Origin of the sequence: Enterobacter sp. HK-058-C-ECC (genome assembly GCF_047531125.1) — a bacterium.
Lineage (GTDB): Bacteria > Pseudomonadota > Gammaproteobacteria > Enterobacterales > Enterobacteriaceae > Enterobacter > Enterobacter quasiroggenkampii.
Map to the genome: position 1 here is coordinate 52,174 of NZ_JBLKCH010000012.1, position 20,841 is coordinate 73,014.

General features: G+C 56.6%; 21 protein-coding genes. 17 read left to right on the forward strand and 4 right to left on the reverse strand.

Translation table 11 applies throughout. The features are described from left to right. The first annotated feature begins 59 nt into the window (after positions 1 to 59). Genes ugpA through ugpQ form a run of 4 tightly spaced genes read left to right on the forward strand, consistent with a single transcriptional unit; the run spans position 60 to position 3,604 of the window. Positions 60 to 947: a sn-glycerol-3-phosphate ABC transporter permease UgpA gene (ugpA, locus tag ACMWJS_RS19260; RefSeq protein WP_032650577.1), complete on the forward strand. Its 888-nt coding sequence runs from the start codon at positions 60 to 62 to the stop codon at positions 945 to 947. Further along, positions 944 to 1,789 (forward strand): sn-glycerol-3-phosphate ABC transporter permease UgpE, encoded by an 846-nt coding sequence (gene ugpE / locus ACMWJS_RS19265; RefSeq protein ID WP_414747430.1) that lies wholly within the window; start codon positions 944 to 946, stop codon positions 1,787 to 1,789. The genes ugpA and ugpE overlap by 4 nt, the downstream gene beginning before the upstream one ends. Before the next feature lies 1 nt (position 1,790). Continuing rightward, positions 1,791 to 2,861, forward strand: coding sequence for a sn-glycerol-3-phosphate import ATP-binding protein UgpC (locus tag ACMWJS_RS19270; protein ID WP_414747431.1), 1,071 nt, complete (start codon positions 1,791 to 1,793; stop codon positions 2,859 to 2,861). After that, positions 2,858 to 3,604, forward strand: coding sequence for a glycerophosphodiester phosphodiesterase (gene ugpQ / locus ACMWJS_RS19275; protein WP_414747432.1), 747 nt, complete (start codon positions 2,858 to 2,860; stop codon positions 3,602 to 3,604). Before ACMWJS_RS19270 ends, ugpQ begins: the two co-directional genes overlap by 4 nt. On the opposite strand, the gene ACMWJS_RS19280 is transcribed toward ugpQ, so the two are convergent. Continuing rightward, complete coding sequence (locus ACMWJS_RS19280; RefSeq protein ID WP_045328887.1) at positions 3,588 to 3,965, reverse strand: DUF2756 family protein; 378 nt, start codon at positions 3,963 to 3,965, stop codon at positions 3,588 to 3,590. The two genes, ugpQ and ACMWJS_RS19280, sit on opposite strands and share 17 nt — an antisense overlap. A gap of 123 nt (positions 3,966 to 4,088) precedes the next feature. On the opposite strand from ACMWJS_RS19280, the gene ggt reads away from it, so the two are divergent. After that, complete coding sequence (gene ggt / locus ACMWJS_RS19285) at positions 4,089 to 5,834, forward strand: gamma-glutamyltransferase (protein WP_414747433.1); 1,746 nt, start codon at positions 4,089 to 4,091, stop codon at positions 5,832 to 5,834. Between the two features lie 86 nt (positions 5,835 to 5,920). Here the strand turns inward: ggt and yhhY are convergent, their stop codons facing one another. Then, positions 5,921 to 6,412, reverse strand: coding sequence for an N-acetyltransferase (yhhY, locus tag ACMWJS_RS19290; protein ID WP_262781104.1), 492 nt, complete (start codon positions 6,410 to 6,412; stop codon positions 5,921 to 5,923). Positions 6,413 to 6,667: 255 nt separating this feature from the next. Here yhhY and ACMWJS_RS19295 point away from each other — a divergent pair, with 255 nt between their 5' ends. From ACMWJS_RS19295 to gntU, 5 genes are all read left to right on the forward strand, one after another. Continuing rightward, positions 6,668 to 7,705, forward strand: a complete 1,038-nt coding sequence (locus tag ACMWJS_RS19295; protein ID WP_063622868.1) for an oxidoreductase — start codon at positions 6,668 to 6,670, stop codon at positions 7,703 to 7,705. A gap of 123 nt (positions 7,706 to 7,828) precedes the next feature. After that, the gene (locus ACMWJS_RS19300) at positions 7,829 to 8,524 is read left to right on the forward strand and encodes a pirin family protein (RefSeq protein ID WP_021242746.1); all 696 of its coding nucleotides are present in this window, start codon (positions 7,829 to 7,831) and stop codon (positions 8,522 to 8,524) included. A 101-nt stretch (positions 8,525 to 8,625) separates the two neighbouring features. Continuing rightward, on the forward strand, positions 8,626 to 9,621 hold the full coding sequence (gene gntR / locus ACMWJS_RS19305; RefSeq protein ID WP_021242747.1) for a gluconate operon transcriptional repressor GntR: 996 nt from the start codon (positions 8,626 to 8,628) through the stop codon (positions 9,619 to 9,621). A 126-nt stretch (positions 9,622 to 9,747) separates the two neighbouring features. Then, a complete protein-coding gene (gene gntK / locus ACMWJS_RS19310; RefSeq protein WP_008503362.1) occupies positions 9,748 to 10,275 on the forward strand; it encodes a gluconokinase in 528 nt (175 codons plus the stop codon). Between the two features lie 3 nt (positions 10,276 to 10,278). Further along, positions 10,279 to 11,619, forward strand: a complete 1,341-nt coding sequence (gene gntU / locus ACMWJS_RS19315; protein ID WP_014833577.1) for a gluconate transporter — start codon at positions 10,279 to 10,281, stop codon at positions 11,617 to 11,619. Between the two features lie 104 nt (positions 11,620 to 11,723). On the opposite strand, the gene plsB is transcribed toward gntU, so the two are convergent. Then, positions 11,724 to 14,144: a glycerol-3-phosphate 1-O-acyltransferase PlsB gene (gene plsB, locus ACMWJS_RS19320; protein ID WP_021242749.1), complete on the reverse strand. Its 2,421-nt coding sequence runs from the start codon at positions 14,142 to 14,144 to the stop codon at positions 11,724 to 11,726. A gap of 154 nt (positions 14,145 to 14,298) precedes the next feature. Between plsB and ACMWJS_RS19325 the strand changes: the two genes are divergently transcribed. The 4 genes from ACMWJS_RS19325 (at position 14,299) to ACMWJS_RS19340 (ending at position 17,115) form a co-directional block, all read left to right on the forward strand. Beyond that, entirely contained in the window at positions 14,299 to 14,667 is a 369-nt protein-coding gene (locus ACMWJS_RS19325; protein WP_021242750.1) for a diacylglycerol kinase, read from the forward strand. A gap of 108 nt (positions 14,668 to 14,775) precedes the next feature. Next, positions 14,776 to 15,384 (forward strand): transcriptional repressor LexA, encoded by a 609-nt coding sequence (gene lexA, locus ACMWJS_RS19330; protein ID WP_045909165.1) that lies wholly within the window; start codon positions 14,776 to 14,778, stop codon positions 15,382 to 15,384. Positions 15,385 to 15,447: 63 nt separating this feature from the next. Continuing rightward, the gene (gene dinF, locus ACMWJS_RS19335; RefSeq protein WP_414747434.1) at positions 15,448 to 16,785 is read left to right on the forward strand and encodes an MATE family efflux transporter DinF; all 1,338 of its coding nucleotides are present in this window, start codon (positions 15,448 to 15,450) and stop codon (positions 16,783 to 16,785) included. 120 nt (positions 16,786 to 16,905) lie between these two features. Then, on the forward strand, positions 16,906 to 17,115 hold the full coding sequence (locus ACMWJS_RS19340; RefSeq protein WP_014830284.1) for a CsbD family protein: 210 nt from the start codon (positions 16,906 to 16,908) through the stop codon (positions 17,113 to 17,115). Between the two features lie 47 nt (positions 17,116 to 17,162). On the opposite strand, the gene zur is transcribed toward ACMWJS_RS19340, so the two are convergent. Beyond that, entirely contained in the window at positions 17,163 to 17,675 is a 513-nt protein-coding gene (gene zur, locus ACMWJS_RS19345; protein WP_008503369.1) for a zinc uptake transcriptional repressor Zur, read from the reverse strand. A gap of 115 nt (positions 17,676 to 17,790) precedes the next feature. Between zur and ACMWJS_RS19350 the strand changes: the two genes are divergently transcribed. From ACMWJS_RS19350 to dusA, 3 genes are all read left to right on the forward strand, one after another. Beyond that, positions 17,791 to 18,279, forward strand: coding sequence for a cupin domain-containing protein (locus ACMWJS_RS19350; protein ID WP_262766910.1), 489 nt, complete (start codon positions 17,791 to 17,793; stop codon positions 18,277 to 18,279). Positions 18,280 to 18,451: 172 nt separating this feature from the next. Then, positions 18,452 to 19,762, forward strand: a complete 1,311-nt coding sequence (locus ACMWJS_RS19355; RefSeq protein ID WP_167215066.1) for a conjugal transfer protein TraF — start codon at positions 18,452 to 18,454, stop codon at positions 19,760 to 19,762. Positions 19,763 to 19,844: 82 nt separating this feature from the next. Further along, on the forward strand, positions 19,845 to 20,840 hold the full coding sequence (gene dusA / locus ACMWJS_RS19360; protein WP_032623124.1) for a tRNA dihydrouridine(20/20a) synthase DusA: 996 nt from the start codon (positions 19,845 to 19,847) through the stop codon (positions 20,838 to 20,840). Position 20,841: the final 1 nt, after the last annotated feature.

The window sequence follows — 20,841 nt, forward strand, 5'->3', positions numbered from 1 at the left end:
TCCCTCTCCCCTCTGGGGAGAGGGTTAGGGTGAGGGGTGAATACCTACAGAGCTAACCTATGTCATCATCCCGTCCGGTGTTCCGTTCCCGCTGGCTGCCGTACCTGTTGGTCGCGCCTCAGCTGGTCATCACCGTTATCTTCTTTATCTGGCCTGCGGGCGAAGCGCTGTGGTACTCGGTACAAAGCGTCGATCCGTTTGGGCTCTCCAGCCAGTTTGTCGGGCTGGACAACTTTACCGCGCTGTTCCATGACAGCTACTACCTGGACGCCTTCTGGACGACGATGAAGTTCAGCGCGCTGGTCACCGTCAGCGGCCTTGTCGCCTCGCTGTTTTTCGCCGCGCTGGTGGACTACGTGGTGCGCGGCAGTCGTATTTATCAGACCCTGATGCTGCTGCCGTACGCCGTGGCACCCGCCGTCGCCGCCGTACTGTGGATTTTCCTGTTTAACCCGGGGCGAGGGTTGATTACCCATTTCCTGGCAGAGTTCGGCTACGACTGGAACCACGCCCAGAACAGCGGTCAGGCCATGTTCCTGGTGGTGTTTGCCTCAGTGTGGAAGCAGATCAGCTATAACTTCCTGTTCTTCTTTGCCGCGCTGCAGTCCATTCCCCGTTCGCTGGTGGAAGCCGCCGCGATTGATGGCGCAGGGCCGATTCGTCGCTTCTTCAGACTGTCGCTGCCGCTGATCGCCCCGGTGAGCTTCTTCCTGCTGGTGGTTAACCTCGTGTACGCCTTCTTCGACACCTTCCCGGTAATCGATGCGGCGACCGCAGGCGGCCCGGTGCAGGCGACAACGACGCTTATCTACAAGATCTACCGCGAAGGTTTCGCCGGGCTGGATCTCTCCGCCTCCGCCGCGCAGTCGGTGGTGCTGATGTTCCTCGTCATCATCCTCACGGTGGTGCAGTTCCGTTATGTCGAAAGTAAGGTGCGCTACCAATGATTGAGAACCGTCGCGGGCTGACGATTTTCAGCCATACCATGCTGATTCTGGGGATTATCGTCATCCTCTTCCCGCTGTACGTGGCCTTTGTCGCCGCCACGCTGGACACCAAAGCGGTGTTCGACACGCCGATGACGCTGATCCCAGGCACACATTTGTTCGAGAATATGAAGACCATCTGGACCCTGGGCGTGGGCGCCAACAGCGCGCCGTTCTGGCTGATGATGCTCAACAGCTTCATCATGGCGTTCGGCATTACGGTCGGCAAAATTACGGTGTCGATGCTCTCGGCCTTCGCCATCGTCTGGTTCCGTTTTCCGCTGCGCAACCTGTTTTTCTGGATGATTTTTATCACCCTGATGTTGCCGGTGGAGGTGCGTATCTTCCCTACGGTGGAAGTGATCGCCAACCTGAAGATGCTCGACAGCTACGCGGGCTTGACCCTGCCGCTGATGGCCTCGGCGACCGCCACATTCCTGTTTCGCCAGTTCTTTATGACCCTGCCGGACGAGCTGATTGAAGCGGCGCGCATTGATGGCGCATCGCCGATGCGTTTCTTCCGCGACATCGTGCTGCCGCTGTCGAAAACCAACCTTGCGGCGCTGTTTGTGATCACCTTTATCTACGGCTGGAACCAGTACCTGTGGCCGCTGCTGATTATTCAGGACGTCAATCTCGGCACCGCCGTGGCGGGCATTAAAGGCATGATTGCCACCGGCGAAGGCACCACCCTCTGGAACCAGGTGATGGCGGCGATGCTGCTTACCCTTATCCCACCCGTAGTCATTGTTTTAGCCATGCAGCGCGCGTTTGTCCGCGGCCTGGTCGATAGCGAGAAATAAGATGGCAAGTTTAAAACTTCAGGCAGTAACCAAAAGCTGGGACAGCAAAACCCAGGTGATTCAGCCGCTCACGCTCGACGTGGCGGACGGGGAGTTTATCGTGATGGTCGGCCCGTCCGGCTGTGGCAAATCCACCCTGCTGCGCATGGTGGCGGGGCTGGAGCGCGTGACCTCCGGGGATATCTGGATTGACCGCCAGCGCGTCACCGAGATGGAGCCGAAAGACAGAGGCATCGCGATGGTCTTCCAGAACTACGCTCTCTATCCGCACATGAGCGTGGAAGAGAACATGGCCTGGGGGCTGAAAATCCGCGGCATGGGCAAAGGCCATATTGAGGAGCGCGTGAAAGAAGCCGCCCGTATTCTGGAACTGGACGGCCTGCTCAAGCGCCGCCCGCGCGAGCTCTCCGGTGGCCAGCGCCAGCGCGTAGCGATGGGGCGCGCCATCGTGCGCGACCCGGCGGTATTCCTGTTCGACGAGCCGCTGTCTAACCTCGACGCCAAGCTGCGCGTGCAGATGCGTCTTGAGCTGCAGCAATTGCACCGTCGTCTGAAAACCACATCGCTGTACGTTACCCACGATCAGGTCGAAGCCATGACCCTCGCCCAGCGCGTGATGGTGATGAACAAAGGCGTTGCCGAGCAGATTGGTACCCCGGTGGAAGTCTACGAGAAACCGGCCACCCGTTTCGTGGCGAGCTTTATCGGCAGCCCGGCGATGAACCTGCTGGAAGGGCGCATCAGCAGCGCGGGCTCGCACTTTGAGCTGGAAAGCGGGATGGCATTGCCGATCAACTGGTACTATCGTGGCTACGCCGGGCGTAAGATGACGCTCGGTATCCGCCCGGAACATATCGGTTTAACCACTCAGGCGGAAGGCGGCGTGCCGCTGGTGATGGACACGCTGGAGATGTTGGGTGCAGATAACCTGGCGCACGGGCGCTGGGGCGAACAAAAAATGGTGGTGCGGCTGGCACATCAGGAGCGCCCTAAAGCAGGCAGTACGCTGTGGCTACACCTGCCGGAAAATCATCTGCACCTGTTTGACGGTGAAACAGGACAACGAGTATGAGCAACTGGCCTTATCCCCATGTCGTCGCCCACCGGGGCGGCGGTAAGCTGGCGCCGGAGAATACCCTGGCGGCGATCGACGTTGGCGCGCGCTACGGCCACACGATGATCGAGTTCGACGCCAAGCTGTCGAAAGACGGCGAGATTTTCCTGCTGCATGACGATAACCTCGAACGCACCAGCAACGGCTGGGGCGTCGCGGGCGAGCTGCCGTGGCGCGATCTGCTGAAAGTCGACGCCGGAAGCTGGTACAGCGGCGAATTCAAAGGCGAACCGCTGCCGCTGCTGGCGGAAGTGGCCGATCGCTGTCGCCAGCATGGCATGATGGCCAATATTGAAATTAAACCGACCACTGGCACCGGGCCGCTGACGGGCAAAGTCATTGCCCTTGCCGCGCGCGAGTTGTGGGAGGGGATGACCGCGCCGCTGCTGTCATCATTTGAAATCGATGCGCTGGAGGCCGCGCAGGCCGCAGCGCCGGAACTGCCGCTCGGGCTGCTGCTGGACGAGTGGCGCGAGGACTGGCGCGAGCTAACGACGCGCTTAGCGTGTGTCTCTATTCATCTTAATCACAAGCTGCTGGATGAGGCGCGGGTGAAGATGCTAAAAGACGCGGGTCTGCGTATTCTGGTTTACACCGTCAATAAACCCCAGCGTGCGGCCGAACTGCTGCGCTGGGGCGTGGACAGCATCTGTACCGATGCGATTGACCTGATCGGCCCGGACTTTAGTTCTGCGGATTAAGCATACTGCCATTCGACTGCGGCGGCAGCATATGCTGCTGTCCGCTGCCTGACGAGGTCATCCCACCTAACATTCCACCGTTTTTATTCGGCAGCGGCTGCTCGCGCACCTGCCCCTGCTGCACGCGCTGGGTGTTGGCGTTCATCTGATTTTGCAGGCTTTGCTGCTGCATCTGGGTCTGTGTTCTCAGTTGCTGATTCAGCATCCCTTTTTGCTGCTGTTGCTGGCTCATCATCTCGGTCTGCATACGCTGCTGGCTCGGGATGACATACCCCTGCTGGTTCGGGTTATTCATGGTGTTGAGTGGCTGTGCGAGCGCGGCAAAGGGGATCAGCGCCGTAAGAATCAATAAGCGTTTCATTGTCATTTCCTCCTGTTGAGGTCTCTCTTAAGTTTACCCTGATTTCACCATGACGATGATTTTTTAGGAGTTGTGAACCAGGCTTAAGCGGGGAATATGGATCCCTTCACCTGGAGAACAATAATGATGAAACCAACGTTTTTGCGCTGGGTCGCCCTCGCCGCGCTGATGGCAGGCGGTACATTTAGCGTGGCGGCCAACCCGCCCGCGGCGCCTCCGGTCTCTTACGGCGTGGAGGAAGATGTTTTTCATCCCGTGCGGGCAACCCACGGCATGGTGGCATCCGTGGATGCGCTGGCGACCCGCGTGGGCGTCGATATTCTCAGGCAGGGCGGTAACGCGGTGGATGCGGCGGTCGCCGTCGGCTACGCGCTGGCGGTGACGCACCCGCAGGCGGGGAACCTGGGCGGCGGTGGCTTTATGATGCTGCGTACCAAAGACGGGAAAACCACCGCCATCGACTTCCGTGAAATGGCACCTTCTCAGGCGTCACGGGACATGTTCCTCGATGACCAGGGCAACCCGGACAGTAAAAAATCCCTGACCTCGCATCTCGCGTCCGGCACGCCGGGCACCGTTGCGGGCTTCTCGCTGGCGCTGGAAAAATACGGCACGATGCCGCTGAACAAGGTGGTGCAGCCTGCTATCAAGCTGGCGCGGGAGGGCTTTGTGGTGAATGACGCGCTGGCAGACGACCTCAAAACCTACGGCAGCGAAGTGATTCCGAATCACGAAAACAGCAAGGCCATCTTCTGGAAAGACGGTGAACCGCTGAAGAAGGGCGATAAGCTGGTGCAGAAGAACCTCGCTAAAAGCCTGGAGCTGATTGCCGAGCACGGTCCTGACGCCTTCTACAAAGGGGCGATTGCCGACCAGATTGCGCAAGAGATGCAGAAGAACGGCGGTCTTATCACCAAAGCGGATCTGGCGGACTACAAGGCGGTGGAACGCGAGCCGATTAGCGGCACCTACCGCGGCTACGAGGTCTTCTCCATGCCGCCACCGTCTTCCGGGGGCATTCACATCGTGCAGATCCTCAACATTCTTGAAAACTTCGATATGCACAAGTTCGGCTTCGGCAGTGCGGATGCCATGCAGGTGATGGCGGAAGCGGAAAAACGCGCCTACGCCGACCGCTCGGAATATCTCGGCGATCCGGACTTCGTGAAGGTACCGTGGCAGGCGCTGACCAACAAGGCGTATGCCAAATCTATTTCCGATCAGATCGACATCAACAAGGCTAAGCCGTCGAGCGAGATCCGCCCCGGCAAGCTGGCGCCGTATGAAAGCAACCAGACCACCCACTTCTCGGTGGTGGATAAAGACGGTAACGCGGTGGCGGTGACCTATACGCTCAACACGACCTTCGGCACCGGGATTGTGGCGGGTAACAGCGGCATTCTGCTGAATAACGAGATGGATGACTTCTCTGCCAAGCCGGGCGTGCCGAACGTCTACGGGCTGGTCGGCGGCGATGCGAACGCGGTAGGGCCGAAGAAACGCCCGCTGTCGTCCATGTCGCCCACCATCGTGGTGAAAGAGGGCAAAACCTGGCTGGTAACCGGTAGCCCGGGCGGCAGCCGGATTATCACCACCGTATTGCAGATGGTGGTGAACAGCATCGACTTTGGGATGAACGTCGCCGAAGCCACCAACGCCCCGCGATTCCACCACCAGTGGTTGCCGGACGAGCTGCGCGTCGAGAAGGGCTTTAGCCCGGACACCATTAAACTGCTTGAGCAGCGTGGGCAGAAGGTGGTGGTGAAAGAGGCGATGGGTAGCACCCAGAGCATTATGGTGGGGCCGGACGGAGCGCTGTTTGGCGCATCAGATCCGCGTTCGGTGGATGATTTGACGGCGGGGTATTGATGTATTGCCCGGTGGCGCTGCGCTTACCGGGCCTACAACTGCACGAACGTAGGCCGGGTAAGGCGAAGCCGCCACCCGGCAAATCACTACTTCTTCATTCTCGCCATAAAATACGCGTCCACATATTCGCCGTTGCGCAGGGCATAGCGCTTGCCGGTGCCTTCAATTTCGAACCCGTATTTTTTGTACACCGCAATCGCCGGCTCGTTATCGACAAACACCGTCAGCTCAATGCGGTCAACGCGCAGCCAGTTATCGCACATATCAATCATGGTGCGCATCAGCGCGCTGGCAACGCCCCGGTTTTGCCACTGCGCGCCGACACAAATCCCAAAATCAGCCACATGGCTGCGGCGTGGGCGTTGCGCGACGGCGATGCACAGATGCCCGGCGACATTACCGTCTATACAGGCGACCAGTTGCTTAATGCCGGGCTGGTCGGTGAGTCGTTCTTGCCACATTTGCTCAGACGGATGAGGAACCTGTAGTGTGTTGTGGTACACCTCCGGTTGGGCGTGGATCTGACGAATGGCGTCATAATCTTTCGGTTCCGCATGGCGTATCACTATCTCACTCATTCCTTGTTCCTCAGTCAGTTAAACGTCCCTTCCAACATCAATGACTTTAAAATTTGAGTCAACCGCTATTTTTTGCAAAAAGTATTGGACAAGTGCGAATGAGAATGATTATTATTGCTTTGCATTCAGGAAGACCCCTACGGGAACCTGAAAGCACGACATTGCTCACATTGCTTCCAGTATTACTTTAGCCAGCTTTTAGCTGGCTTTTTTTTGTTATGGTTAGACTCAGTAACCTTCCAAAAGGACTGAGCTATGACACTACATTGCGCATTTATTGGATTTGGTAAAAGTACGACCCGCTATCACCTGCCGTATGTCCTTAACCGCAAAGACAGCTGGCATGTGGCCCATATCTACCGCCGCCGCGCGAAGCCGGAAGAGCAATCTCCGCAGTATTCCCACATCCACTTCACCAGCGATCTCGATGAGGTGCTTAACGACCCGCAGGTGAAGCTGGTGGTTGTCTGCACCCATGCCGACAGCCATTTTGACTATGCCAAACGCGCGCTCAATGCGGGTAAAAACGTGCTGGTAGAAAAGCCGTTCACCCCGACTATTGCCGAAGCGAAAGAGCTGTTCGCGCTGGCGAAAAGCAAAGGCCTGACCGTCACGCCGTATCAGAACCGTCGCTTTGACAGCTGCTTCCTGACGGCGAAAAAAGCGATTGAAAGCGGCAAGCTCGGCAACATCGTGGAAATCGAAAGTCACTTCGATTACTACCGTCCGGTGGCGGAAACGCAACCCGGACTGCCGCAGGATGGTTCGTTCTATGGTCTGGGCGTGCACACCATGGACCAGATCATCTCCCTGTTTGGCCGCCCGGACCACGTGGCGTATGACATTCGCAGCCTGCGCAATAAAGCCAACCCGGACGATACCTTCGAAGCCCAGCTGTTCTACGGCGACCTGAAGGCCATCGTCAAAACCAGCCATCTGGTGAAAATCGACTACCCGAAATTTATCGTTCACGGCACTAAAGGTTCGTTTATCAAATACGGCATTGACCAGCAGGAGACCAGCCTGAAGGCCAATATCATGCCGGGTGAGCCAGGCTTTGCCGCGGACGATTCCGTGGGCGTGCTGGAGTATGTGAACGACGAGGGCGTGACGGTCAAAGAAACGCTGAAGCCGGAAACCGGCGACTATGGCCGCGTCTATGATGCGCTGTTTGAGACCCTCACAAACGGCACGGCGAATTACGTCAAGGAATCTGACGTTCTGACCAACCTTGAAATCCTTGAACGGGCCTTCGAACAGGCTTCTCCTGCCACGATAACCCTCGCAAAATAAGCAAAAACGGCTCCTCTGCACTTGTTCACAATTTTTGAACAGAGGAGTCAATTTTCACCCTCTATGATCCCAGGCCGTTTGCGTCCACACTTACTCCATCGAAACGAACTGAGGGTGAAAACAATGATCTACTTACGCAAAGCAAACGAACGTGGTCACGCGAATCATGGCTGGCTGGACTCATGGCATTCATTCTCGTTTGCCGACTACTACGACCCGAACTTCATGGGCTTCTCCGCACTGCGCGTGATTAACGACGACGTGATTGATGCAGGCCAGGGCTTTGGTACCCACCCGCACAAAGACATGGAAATCCTGACCTATGTGCTGGAAGGCGCGGTTGAGCACCAGGACAGCATGGGCAACAAAGAGCAGGTTCCGGCGGGCGAGTTCCAGATTATGAGCGCGGGTACCGGGGTGCGTCACTCTGAGTACAACCCAAGCAAAACGGAAAAACTGCACCTGTATCAAATCTGGATCATTCCAGAAGAGACCGGCATCACGCCGCGCTACGAGCAGCGCCGCTTCGACGCCAAACAGGGTAAACAACTGGTGCTCTCCCCGGATGCGCGTGAAGGCTCCCTGAAAGTGCATCAGGATATGGAGCTGTACCGCTGGGCGCTGGCGAAAGATGAACAGTCCGTGCATCAGATTGCCGCTAACCGCCGCGTCTGGATCCAGGTGGTGAAAGGCGACGTGTCCATCAACGGGACCAAAGCGACAACCGCCGATGGTCTGGCCATCTGGGACGAGCAGGCGATCTCCGTGCACGCCGACAGCGAAAGCGAAATTCTGCTGTTTGACCTGCCGCCGGTGTAATAAAACATAAATAAATCCCCATCCTTCCCTTTGACAGGGGAAGGATGGGCTTTGTCCGTGGTAAACTGAGCAAATCTCTCACTTCAAGATTTCTCAGGACGATGAAAAAGAAACGCCCCGTACTTCAGGATGTCGCCGATCGCGTCGGTGTGACCAAAATGACGGTCAGCCGTTTTTTACGTAACCCGGAACAGGTTTCCGTGGCGTTACGTGGCAAGATTGCCGCTGCCCTTGATGAACTGGGTTATATCCCCAACCGCGCGCCCGATATTCTCTCCAATGCGACCAGCCGCGCGGTGGGCGTTCTGCTTCCTTCTTTGACCAACCAGGTTTTCGCCGAAGTACTACGTGGAATCGAAAGCGTTACCGATGCGTTTGGCTACCAGACCATGCTCGCCCACTACGGGTACAAGCCGGAACTCGAAGAGGAACGTCTTGAATCGATGCTTTCCTGGAACATTGACGGCCTGATTTTAACCGAACGAACCCACACTGCCCGCACGCTCAAAATGATTGAAGTGGCCGGTATCCCAGTCGTGGAGCTGATGGACAGCCAGTCGCCGTGCCTCGACATCGCCGTGGGGTTTGATAACTTCGAAGCGGCGCGTCAGATGACGGCGGCCATTATCGCCCGCGGGCATCGTCATATCGCCTATCTGGGTGCGCGTCTTGATGAACGTACTATCATCAAACAGAAGGGATACGAACAGGCGATGCTCGACGCGAACTTAACCCCGTACAGCGTGATGGTGGAGCAGTCCTCTTCCTATACGTCGGGTATTGAGCTGATGCGTCAGGCACGACGCGAGTATCCGCAACTGGACGGTATTTTCTGTACCAACGATGACCTTGCGGTCGGCGCAGCATTTGAGTGTCAGCGTCTGGGGCTGAAGATCCCTGATGATATGGCGATCGCCGGTTTCCACGGCCACGATATTGGCCAGGTGATGGAGCCGCGTCTGGCGAGCGTCCTGACGCCGCGTGAACGTATGGGCCGTATTGGCGCAGAACGCCTGCTGGCGCGCATTCGTGGCGAGACGGTGACCCCGAAAATGTTAGATTTAGGTTTCACCTTGTCACCGGGTGGATCTATTTGAACTGACAAATTTGAAGTAGCTCACACTTATTCACTTCGCGCACGTTTGGATATTGCTTCTCTTTTGCCCCAGCAGGACAATGTTACCGATAACTGTTACCCGTAACAATTGACTGAGGGACACCCTTTGAGCACGACTAATCACGATCACCACGTCTACGTCCTGATGGGCGTTTCCGGTAGCGGGAAATCAGCCGTGGCCAGCGAAGTGGCGCATCAACTCCAGGCTGCGTTTCTTGATGGCGACTTCCTCCATCCGCGCAGCAACATCATGAAAATGGCCTCCGGCGAGCCGCTGAACGATGACGACCGCAAACCGTGGTTGCAGGCGCTGAATGACGCCGCGTTCGCGATGCAGCGCACCAACAAAGTCTCCCTGATCGTCTGCTCCGCGCTGAAAAAAACCTATCGCGACCTGCTGCGCGACGGCAACCCAAACCTCTCTTTCATCTACCTGAAAGGGGATTTCGAGGTGATTGAAAGCCGCCTGAAGGCGCGCAAAGGTCACTTCTTCAAAACCCAGATGCTGGTAACGCAGTTCGAAGCGCTGCAGGAACCGGGTGAAGACGAGAAAGACGTCTTAGTGGTTGATATCGATCAGTCACTGGAGGGTGTTGTTGCCAGCACCATCGAGGTCATTAATAAAAGGCAGTAAGTTTTGAGTACATTAACGCTAGTTTTGACAGCAGTGGGTTCGGTATTGCTGCTGCTGTTTTTAGTGATGAAGGCGCGTATGCACGCCTTTGTTGCTTTGATGGTGGTTTCTATTGGTGCTGGTCTCTTTTCCGGTATGCCGCTCGACAAGATCGCCGCGACGATGGAAAAAGGGATGGGCGGTACGCTGGGCTTCCTGGCGATTGTGGTCGCGCTGGGCGCGATGTTTGGCAAGATTTTGCACGAGACGGGTGCGGTCGACCAGATTGCCGTCAAGATGCTGAAATCCTTTGGCCACAGCCGTGCGCATTACGCGATTGGTCTGGCCGGTCTGATTTGCGCGCTGCCGCTGTTCTTCGAAGTGGCCGTTGTGCTGCTGATAAGCGTCGCATTCTCCATGGCGCGCCATACCGGTACTAACCTCGTGAAGCTGGTCATTCCGCTGTTTGCGGGCGTGGCGGCGGCTGCGGCGTTTCTGCTCCCGGGACCCGCCCCGATGCTGCTGGCATCCCAGATGCACGCCGACTTTGGCTGGATGATTCTGATTGGCCTGTGCGCGGCAATCCCGGGGATGATCATCGCCGGCCCGCTGTGGGGCAACTTCATCAGCCGTTACGTTGAGCTGCATATTCCGGATGACATCACCGAGCCGCACCTGGGCGAGGGCAAAATGCCATCCTTCGGCTTCAGCCTGTCGCTGATCCTGCTGCCGCTGGTGCTGGTGGGTCTGAAAACCATCGCTGCGCGCTTTGTGCCGGTGGGGTCCACTGCCTACGAGTGGTTTGAGTTCATCGGTCACCCGTTTACGGCGATTCTGGTGGCGTGCCTGGTGGCGATTTACGGCCTGGCGATGCGTCAGGGGATGCCAAAAGACCGGGTGATGGAGATTTGCGGTGCTGCGCTGCAGCCTGCGGGGATTATCCTGCTGGTGATCGGTGCAGGCGGCGTGTTCAAGCAGGTGCTGGTGGATTCCGGCGTGGGCCCGGCTCTGGGTGAAGCGCTGACCGGGATGGGCCTGCCGATTGCGGTGACCTGCTTTGTGCTGGCTGCGGCGGTACGTATCATCCAGGGTTCTGCTACCGTGGCGTGTTTAACCGCCGTGGGTCTGGTGATGCCGGTGATTGAACAGCTGAACTACTCCGGTGCCCAGATGGCCGCGCTTTCTATTTGTATCGCGGGTGGTTCGATTGTGGTCTCTCACGTTAACGACGCCGGCTTCTGGCTGTTCGGTAAGTTTACCGGCGCCACCGAAGCGCAAACCCTGAAAACCTGGACGCTGATGGAAACCATTCTCGGCACGACGGGTGCAATTGTCGGGATGATTGCCTTTACGCTGCTCAGCTAAATGCGGTGATTTAACAAGGCTAAAAATAAGGCCCGGTAGCGTCAGCGCTTACCGGGCCTTTTTATTATCCAGGGCGTCAGGCCGGGCCATAACCCGGCATTGTGTTACTCGCCCTGCGTGGCGCTCTCAATCGTCAAGCGCACGTCCGAGGTAATCAGCTCTGCCAGCATCTGGTACACCTTCAGCGTCTCTTCCGGCTCGGCATCACCCGTATCACTGATGAAGCCTTCATCGCGCAGCGTCAGCACCAGGGAACTGAAGACCGCTTTGTCGAAGAATTCAGGGGCGTTAATGCCGTGCAGAACGGACAGGCGCTGGGCCAGCGTCCGGCTCTCTTTCTCCAGCGTACCGCGGTTGATAGACGGATTCGCGCTCAGCAGCCAGAACGTAATGGCGTAGCGCTGCAGCGTTTCGCGCGCACCGGCCGCCAGCAGCTGCAGGGTGCGGGAGCGTGACGGATTGATGTGCAGCTCGTCGTTGTTCAGGGTAATCAGCCCCTGGCGACGCATCTCTTCCGTCATCTTATCCAGTTCTGTCGCCAGCTCATCCTTACTCCAGCGCAGGAACAGCTCCGCTTTCAGCATCGGATAGATGGTCTCAAGATGGCGCAATAGCTCCTGACGGGAGATATGACGATGCTGGGTAATAATGGCGGCCATGAGCGACGGCAGCATCAGCATATGCGTGATGTTGTTGCGGTAGTAGGTCATCAGTACTGCCTGCTCGCGCGGCAGAATGATGATGTCGCCGATCGTGTCCTTTTCGACCTCAAACTTGTTCATCTGCAACGCGTGATCGATAAGTTCACTGGCGGTTGCAGAAGGCACGGTCGAATCAACCGAGTACGGCACGTTACGCATCATATCCAGATAGCAATCCAGCTGCTCCGTGAGCTGTTCACGGGTCAGCGAGCGCTGACGTGAAGCCAGAAGTGCCGTACAGCACAGGTTCATGGCGTTAGCCGCACCGGCGTTGTTAATGCGCACCATCAGCTCGGATGCGATGCCGTTAACCGTTGGCGTCAGCCAGGCCGGACGCACCGCTTCGATAGGATCGATGGACTCGCGCCACTCCGGAACGTGATGGTTCAGGTACGTCATCAGCGGCATCGGCTCACCGAAGTTCACGTAGCCCTGACCGAGATTGCGCAGCTTGCTCAAGCCGCGCAGCATCTGCGGCAGGCTCTCTTTCTCTTTGGTCGCACCACGCAGCTCTTTCGCGTACGTGCCCACTTCCATCACGTGCTCGTAGCCGATGTAGATAGGCACCAGCGTGATCGGACGGGTACCTCCGCGCAGCATCGCCTGGATGGTCATCGACAGCGTGCCGGTCTTCGGATCGAGCAGACGTCCTGTACGGGAACGACCGCCCTCCACGAAGTATTCCACCGAATAGCCGCGGCTGAACAGCTCGCCCAGATACTCGCGGAACACGGTGGAGTAGAGCTTGTTGCCCTTGAAGGTACGACGAATAAAGAACGCGCCCAGGCGGCGGAAAATCGGACCTGCTGGCCAGAAGTTCAGGTTGATACCGGCTGCGATGTGCGGTGGTACTAGCCCCTGATGATAGAGCACGTAGGAAAGGAGCAGGTAGTCCATGTGGCTGCGGTGGCAGGGGACATAGACAATCTCATGGCCATCATGCGCCAGCTGACGCACGCGCTCGGCGTTATGGACGTTGATGCCCTGATAGAGGCGGTTCCACGTAAAGCCGAGAATACGATCGGACAGGCGAATCATCTCGTAAGAGAAGTTCGCTGCAATCTCTTCCATCAGCGCAATGGCGTTCTGCTGGGCTTTCTCATGCGAAATTTTCTTGCTGCGCGCTTCATCTTCAACGGCGCGGGCAATCGCTTTGGAGGCCAACAGCTTGTTGAACAGATCCTGACGCGCCGGGAGGCGTGGCCCTACGGCAGCCAGGCGCTGACGGGCGAAGTGCATACGCGCCACGCGCGCCAGTTTTTGCGCGATGATCTTGTCGGTGCCGTGCTCGTCCGCCATGCGACGCAGCGAAACGGAAGGGGAGAAACGCACAAAGCTGTCGCGTCCCAGCCAGGAGACCGCGAAGAACTTCTGGATGCCGTTAAGCATGCGCAGCGGCGGATTCTCTTCGCCTTTTTCACGGCCCGGACGACGACCAAACATCACCGATACCGGCACCATCTGCACATCCAGGTCGGGATTGCTGCGGTGCAGGTCGAGATAGTCATGGAACAGCTTGATGGACTCTTCTTTTGGCGTGTAATAGGTAAACACGCGCGGTCCACCGTGAATGAACACGTAGCGCGGCAGCAGCGTACCGTCAACTTCCAGCGGTTCAAGCGGGTCAGGTAAGTCATGCGCCAGACACTGGGCGCGAAGCGTCAGTAAGTCAGCCTTCGAGTTATAAGGCAAAACGTACATAATGGGGCGTGACGTATCGAGCCCCAATTCCAGCGCGGGTTCTGCTGGGATAGACTTGCTTTTTACCAGGATGCTTAATGGTAAATTAAGTAATTTGTAGTAAATTCGTGGCCAGCCGGACATAAACGATGTAAAGCCTCTGGTTAATAATGCAATTGCGGCGCAAGGATAACAGAAAGCGCGCAAAATTTCTGTTGTTACCCGTCATACTTCAGGCTGTAGCGAAACGTGCTACGGCTCCTGTTACTGACGCTCTTTTTTAAAAAAGGTTCTTTTAATGGCCAATAATACCACTGGGTTAACACGTATCATCAAAGCCGCCGGCTATTCATGGAAAGGTTTCCGTGCCGCATGGGTCAACGAAGCCGCCTTTCGCCAGGAGGGCGTCGCCGCTATCATCGCGGTGATCGTCGCCTGTTTCCTTGATGTTGATGCGATTACCCGCGTACTGCTTATCGGTTCCGTTCTTCTGGTGATGATAGTGGAAATTCTTAATAGCGCTATTGAGGCCGTTGTGGATCGCATTGGTTCCGATTTCCATGAGCTTTCTGGCCGTGCAAAAGACATGGGCTCTGCTGCCGTGTTGCTGGCGATTATCACTGCCGTTATCACCTGGGTCACGCTGCTTTGGTCACATTTCCGATGAGCCTCGAGGAATAATTAAGTCCCTGGTTTTTTGTGCAGTTTTTGGTTCCAAAATCGCCTTTGACTGTATATACTCACAGCATAACTGTATATACACCCAGGGGGCGGAATGAAAGCGTTAACGACCAGGCAGCAAGAGGTGTTTGATCTCATCCGGGATCATATCGGCCAGACGGGTATGCCACCCACGCGTGCGGAAATCGCGCAGCGTCTGGGTTTCCGTTCTCCAAATGCTGCCGAAGAACACCTGAAAGCGCTGGCGCGTAAGGGCGTGATTGAGATTGTCTCGGGCGCGTCAAGGGGTATTCGCCTGCTGGTGGAAGAAGAGACGGGCATTCCGCTGATAGGGCGTGTTGCTGCCGGTGAGCCTTTACTGGCTCAGCAGCATATTGAAGGTCACTACCAGGTCGATCCTGGCATGTTCAAACCGAGCGCTGACTTCCTGCTGCGCGTCAGCGGCATGTCGATGAAAGACATCGGTATTCTTGATGGCGATCTGCTTGCGGTGCATAAAACACAGGATGTGCGAAACGGCCAGGTGGTGGTGGCGCGCATTGATGACGAAGTGACCGTTAAACGTCTGAAAAAACAGGGTAACAGCGTACAGTTGCTGCCTGAAAACAGCGAGTTTTCACCCATTGTGGTCGATCTCCGCGAACAGAACTTCTCTATCGAAGGACTGGCGGTCGGGGTGATTCGCAACGGTGAATGGCTGTAACCTCTTCCTCACAGGCTATGGCACAGCTGTAGCCTGATTCATTCCCCACTCCCGGTATCTTTCATGTCACTGCTGACGGCATCCGATAAGGCATTGTGGCGTCTTGCTCTGCCGATGATTTTCTCCAATATTACCGTGCCCTTGCTGGGACTGGTCGATACTGCCGTTATAGGCCATCTTGATTCACCGGTTTATCTTGGCGGCGTGGCGATTGGCGCGACGGCAACCAGCTTCCTGTTTATGCTGCTGCTCTTTTTGCGCATGAGCACTACCGGTCTTACCGCACAGGCTTATGGCGCGAAAGATCCGCTGCGTCTGGCGCGCGCGCTGGTGCAGCCGCTGATCCTCTCGCTTGGCGCGGGTGCGTTCATCGTTTTATTGCGGGCACCCCTGATCGATCTTGCGCTTCATATTGTTGGCGGCAGCGAGGCGGTATTAGAGCAGGCGCGACGTTTCCTTGAAATCCGCTGGCTCAGCGCGCCCGCATCGCTGGCTAACCTGGTTCTGCTGGGGTGGCTACTGGGCGTGCAGTACGCCCGTGCGCCCGTGATTTTGCTGGTGGTGGGTAACCTGCTCAATATCGTTTTGGATGTCTGGCTGGTCATGGGTCTGCATATGAACGTGCGGGGTGCGGCGCTGGCGACGGCGATTGCCGAATACGGGACCTTTATCATTGGCTTGTGGATGGTCTGGCGTGTACTGGCCATGCGCGGGATCTCCCTGGCGCTGCTCAAAACCGCATGGCGCGGCAATATCCGTAAGCTGCTGGCCCTCAACCGTGACATCATGCTGCGCTCGCTTCTTCTCCAGCTTTGCTTCGGGGCACTGACGGTTTTCGGAGCTCGACTGGGGCCAGAAATCGTCGCGGTCAACGCAGTATTGATGACGTTGCTGACGTTTACCGCCTACGCGCTGGACGGTTTTGCCTATGCGGTTGAAGCGCATTCCGGGCAGGCGTACGGTGCGCGTGAAAGCGGGCAGCTACGAGATGTCTGGCGGGCAGCCTGCCGTCAGTCGGGACTGGTGGCGCTGGCCTTTGGCCTGGTTTACGCCTGCTTCGGTGAGCAGATCGTTGCATTGCTTACCTCTCTCCCTGCACTACGCGAGCTGGCGAGCCACTATCTCATCTGGCAAGTCGTCTTACCGGTGGTTGGCGTCTGGTGTTATCTGCTGGACGGCATGTTTATTGGTGCGACACGCGGGGCCGAAATGCGCAACAGCATGGCCGTCGCGGCGGCAGGGTTTGGTCTGACGCTGCTGACGCTCCCCTGGCTGGGTAATCATGGTTTGTGGCTGGCCCTGGCCGTCTTCCTCTCACTGCGCGGGTTATCGCTGGCGTTTATCTGGCATCGACACTGGCAAAACAATACCTGGTTTCCCCCGCGCCACGATATATCGTGACGGTTAAAGATTCCGAATATGAAATTAACCACGGAATCCTTAACTACAATAATTATCACGTCCAGCAGAAAAGAACGTAACGGACGTTACGACCCGACGCTTAACGAAGAGGACACGATGATGAATAAAGACGAAATCGGCGGCAACTGGAAGCAGTTCAAAGGTAAAGCGAAAGAACAGTGGGGTAAGCTGACGGATGACGACATGACCGTCATCGAAGGTAAACGCGATCAGCTTGTCGGTAAAATTCAGGAACGTTACGGCTACGCAAAAGACCAGGCGGAAAAAGAAGTGGGCGACTGGGAAAAACGCAACGACTACCGCTGGTAACGCTGAATAACCCACAGGGCGGCTCTAAGCCGCCTTTTCTTTTGCCGTTAACGCGGCTTTTTCTTCACCAGAATAGAGTGGTCGTGCTGACACGCGTCCTGATGACGACAGGCTTCCACCTCCACGCACGCAGAACAGAGCCCGTGCGCCTCAATCACGTTATGACGCAGGGCAAAACCCATTTTCGCTGCCAGCGTATGCATAATATCTTCCACGCCTTCCGCAGCCTCTTCTTTCACCACGCCGCAGCGGTCACAGATAAACATCGCCGATGTGTGGGTGGGCTGATCGAACAGATGGCACAGCACATAGCTGTTAGTGGATTCCACCTTGTGCACAAACCCTTGTTCAAGCAGGAAATCCAGTGCGCGATAGACCGTCGGCGGCTTTGCCTGCGGTTCGCTTTCGCGCAGCAGATCCAGCAGATCGTAGGCGCTGATGGCACCCTGCTGCAGGCTCATCAGGCGTAAGACTTCAAGGCGCTGCGGAGTCAGGCGCACATTGCGTTGCGCACACAGCTTTTCGGCCTGCGCTAACAGCTCTTTTGTGGACTTATCCATGTAGCACCCCGGATCTTATAGGACGGAAAACCCCCACTTTATCATGTTCTGCTAAAAACACCGAGATCCGCCAGTCTGTGCTATACCTGACCCATCGCAAACCGGGAGATGCATAATGAAAAGACCTGACTGTATTCGGCACTGGCGCGACGTGGAAGGCGCGGATGACTCGACCTACCCCGACAGCGATGAGCTGTTCTCTATCGGCGCACCGCTGGCTCGCAAGCTTGGGCTCGGGCGTATTGGCATCCATCATGAGCGCCTGCCGCCGGGGCGCAGAACGTCCTATCCGCATGCGGAGAGCGACGAAGAAGAGTTTATTTATGTGCTCGAAGGTTACCCTGAAGCCTGGATTAACGGCTATTTGTGGAAGCTGGAGCCTGGCGACAGTGTAGGTTTTCCCGCCGGAACCGGCATCTGTCATACCTTTATCAACAACACGGACGACGAGGTTCGGTTACTGGTCGTTGGCGAGGCCAACAAAAAGCACAACCGTATCTACTATCCGCTCAACCCTGAGTATGCCGCCACGCGGGAAGATCGCTGGGTAGACCATCCCCCACAGTTTTTTGGGCCGCATGATGGAAAACCTGGGAAAAAATAATTTCCTCTTCTATAAATATTGAGGGCCGTCACAAAATATAACAGGCCGTAAGGGAGTTTTACTTAGGGAAAGAAATAGCGGGTCTTTTACTACTTATTCACAGCAATAGTTCGTTCCTGTTTGGGTGATAACAGACAGGGGTTATTTCATAACAGACTATAACGGGCATACTGTGAAAAAAAATTTTAAATTTTCGGTGGTTAGCATTGCTGTCTCCTTGTTTATGGCAAATCAGGCGGGAGCAGCCAATACCTGGACAGAATCACGCAGCGACGCCATGGGTGGCACCGGCGTGGCTTCGGGAAGCTATGGCAGTGGGGCGTTAATCAACCCGGCGCTGCTGGCAAAGGCAAAACCGGACGATGATGTGACGGTCATCTTGCCAGCCGTTGGGGTGCAGGTGACGGATGAAGACAATCTTCAGGACGAGATTGATAACATCAACGACAAAATCAATCACTACAAGGATGTGGTTGATAATCTCACGCCACGAGAAATTATTACCAATCCCTTAGGTTCCATTAATCAATTCCAGGGTGCGGCCAAAGATCTGGCCGATGAGCTGGACTATCTCAAAGGCAAAACCGCACGCGCAACGGCTGGTGCAGGGCTTGCGGTGAGTATCCCTAACGATGTCCTTTCCGTCGCCTTCATGGCGAAAGGCTATGCACATGGCCGGGTCAGCTCGTCTATCGATCAGCAAGACATTGATTATCTGCGTGGTATTCAACGAAGTAATGTGGTGGCGGCCGGTGTTGCGCTGGATGCTGCGCTGAACGGTACGGATCAGATCACCAAGAACCTCAACTCAACGGCGTCCGGCCGGGCGGCGATTGTCTCCGACTACGGTGTTGCCGTTGCCCGTCAGTTTGATCTCGGCGGCGTCCCGGTTTCCGTGGGCGTAACACCAAAACTGCAAAAAACCTGGGTCTATAACTACACCACGTCAATCTACGATTACGACAGTAACAAGTGGAACGACAGCCGCTACCGTACTGACGATACGGGCTTCAACGTGGATGCCGGTATTGCGGCCGATTTCGGCGAACACTGGACCGTCGGCGTGAGCGGACAAAACCTGATGTCGCGTGATATCGACACCAAAGATATCCGTATCCGCAATGGCCGTACGGGAGAAGTGGTGAGCTATAAAGATACCTATCAGATCCGTCCGCTGGTGACCGCCGGTGCTGCCTGGCACAACGACCTGGTGACGCTGACCGCCGATGGCGATCTGACGGAAACCAAAGGCTTCAAGAGCGAAGATACGTCGCAGTACGTGGGTGTCGGTGCCGAGGTGACGCCGCTGAGCTGGCTGGCGGTGCGTGCGGGTTATCGTGCCGATGTGAAGGGTAACGACAGTAATGTCTTTACCGGCGGTGTCGGTTTCGCGCCGTTTAGCACCGTGCATGTTGACCTGATGGGCCTGTACGGTGAAGACGAAACCTGGGGCGCAGGGGCTCAGCTGAGCATGACGTTCTAAAGTCAACCGGAGGCGCTGCGCCTCCGGCTTTTCTTTGTGCTATAGTAGCGCCCCTTTTCCACCAGATGCTTAAAACTTCGCCATGTCGTCAGAATTACAGACCGCTTTCCCTGCACACCGTTTTTCCATTGCGCCGATGCTCGACTGGACGGACAGACACTGCCGCTATTTCCTGCGCCAGCTCTCCCGCCATACGTTGCTGTACACCGAAATGGTGACCACGGGCGCAATCATCCACGGGAAGGGCGACTATCTGGCCTATAGCGAAGAAGAACATCCGGTTGCCCTGCAGCTGGGCGGCAGCGATCCGGCCGCGCTGGCGCAGTGTGCGAAGCTGGCAGAAGCGCGCGGCTACGACGAGATCAACCTGAACGTTGGCTGTCCGTCCGACCGTGTGCAAAACGGTATGTTCGGTGCCTGCCTGATGGGGAATGCCCAGTTGGTGGCGGACTGTATCAAGGCGATGCGTGATGTCGTTTCCATTCCGGTGACGGTCAAAACCCGTATCGGGATTGACGACCAGGACAGCTACGAATTCCTGTGCGATTTCATCAATACGGTCTCCGGAAAGGGTGAATGCGAGATGTTCATCATCCATGCGCGAAAAGCCTGGCTCTCCGGCCTGAGCCCGAAAGAGAACCGTGAAATCCCGCCGCTGGACTACCCGCGCGTGTATCAGCTGAAGCGTGACTTCCCGCACCTGACCATGTCCATTAACGGCGGCATCAAGTCGCTGGAAGAGGCCAAAGCGCACCTTGAACATATGGATGGGGTGATGGTTGGGCGCGAGGCGTATCAGAATCCGGGCATTCTGGCGACGGTCGATCGCGAAATCTTTGGCATCGAAGGTGCAGACACCGATCCGGTTGCCGTCGTGCGGGCGATGTATCCTTACATTGAGCGCGAGCTGAGCAACGGGACGTATCTCGGCCATATCACCCGCCATATGCTTGGGCTGTTCCAGGGCATTCCGGGCGCGCGTCAGTGGCGTCGCTACCTGAGCGAAAACGCACATAAAGCCGGTGCCGATATCGAGGTGCTGGAACATGCGCTGCGACTGGTGGCAGACAAGCGATAAC

Excerpts from the sequence above, each read along its gene's own strand:
- ugpA (WP_032650577.1), top strand. The coding sequence starts at position 60 with ATGTCATCATCCCGTCCGGTGTTCCGTTCCCGCTGGCTGCCGTACCTG.
- ugpE (WP_414747430.1), top strand. The coding sequence starts at position 944 with ATGATTGAGAACCGTCGCGGGCTGACGATTTTCAGCCATACCATGCTG.
- ACMWJS_RS19270 (WP_414747431.1), top strand. The coding sequence starts at position 1,791 with ATGGCAAGTTTAAAACTTCAGGCAGTAACCAAAAGCTGGGACAGCAAA.
- ugpQ (WP_414747432.1), top strand. The coding sequence starts at position 2,858 with ATGAGCAACTGGCCTTATCCCCATGTCGTCGCCCACCGGGGCGGCGGT.
- ACMWJS_RS19280 (WP_045328887.1), bottom strand. The coding sequence starts at position 3,965 with ATGAAACGCTTATTGATTCTTACGGCGCTGATCCCCTTTGCCGCGCTC.
- ggt (WP_414747433.1), top strand. The coding sequence starts at position 4,089 with ATGATGAAACCAACGTTTTTGCGCTGGGTCGCCCTCGCCGCGCTGATG.
- yhhY (WP_262781104.1), bottom strand. The coding sequence starts at position 6,412 with ATGAGTGAGATAGTGATACGCCATGCGGAACCGAAAGATTATGACGCC.
- ACMWJS_RS19295 (WP_063622868.1), top strand. The coding sequence starts at position 6,668 with ATGACACTACATTGCGCATTTATTGGATTTGGTAAAAGTACGACCCGC.
- ACMWJS_RS19300 (WP_021242746.1), top strand. The coding sequence starts at position 7,829 with ATGATCTACTTACGCAAAGCAAACGAACGTGGTCACGCGAATCATGGC.
- gntR (WP_021242747.1), top strand. The coding sequence starts at position 8,626 with ATGAAAAAGAAACGCCCCGTACTTCAGGATGTCGCCGATCGCGTCGGT.
- plsB (WP_021242749.1), bottom strand. The coding sequence starts at position 14,144 with ATGTCCGGCTGGCCACGAATTTACTACAAATTACTTAATTTACCATTA.
- ACMWJS_RS19325 (WP_021242750.1), top strand. The coding sequence starts at position 14,299 with ATGGCCAATAATACCACTGGGTTAACACGTATCATCAAAGCCGCCGGC.
- lexA (WP_045909165.1), top strand. The coding sequence starts at position 14,776 with ATGAAAGCGTTAACGACCAGGCAGCAAGAGGTGTTTGATCTCATCCGG.
- dinF (WP_414747434.1), top strand. The coding sequence starts at position 15,448 with ATGTCACTGCTGACGGCATCCGATAAGGCATTGTGGCGTCTTGCTCTG.
- ACMWJS_RS19340 (WP_014830284.1), top strand. The coding sequence starts at position 16,906 with ATGAATAAAGACGAAATCGGCGGCAACTGGAAGCAGTTCAAAGGTAAA.
- zur (WP_008503369.1), bottom strand. The coding sequence starts at position 17,675 with ATGGATAAGTCCACAAAAGAGCTGTTAGCGCAGGCCGAAAAGCTGTGT.
- ACMWJS_RS19350 (WP_262766910.1), top strand. The coding sequence starts at position 17,791 with ATGAAAAGACCTGACTGTATTCGGCACTGGCGCGACGTGGAAGGCGCG.
- dusA (WP_032623124.1), top strand. The coding sequence starts at position 19,845 with ATGTCGTCAGAATTACAGACCGCTTTCCCTGCACACCGTTTTTCCATT.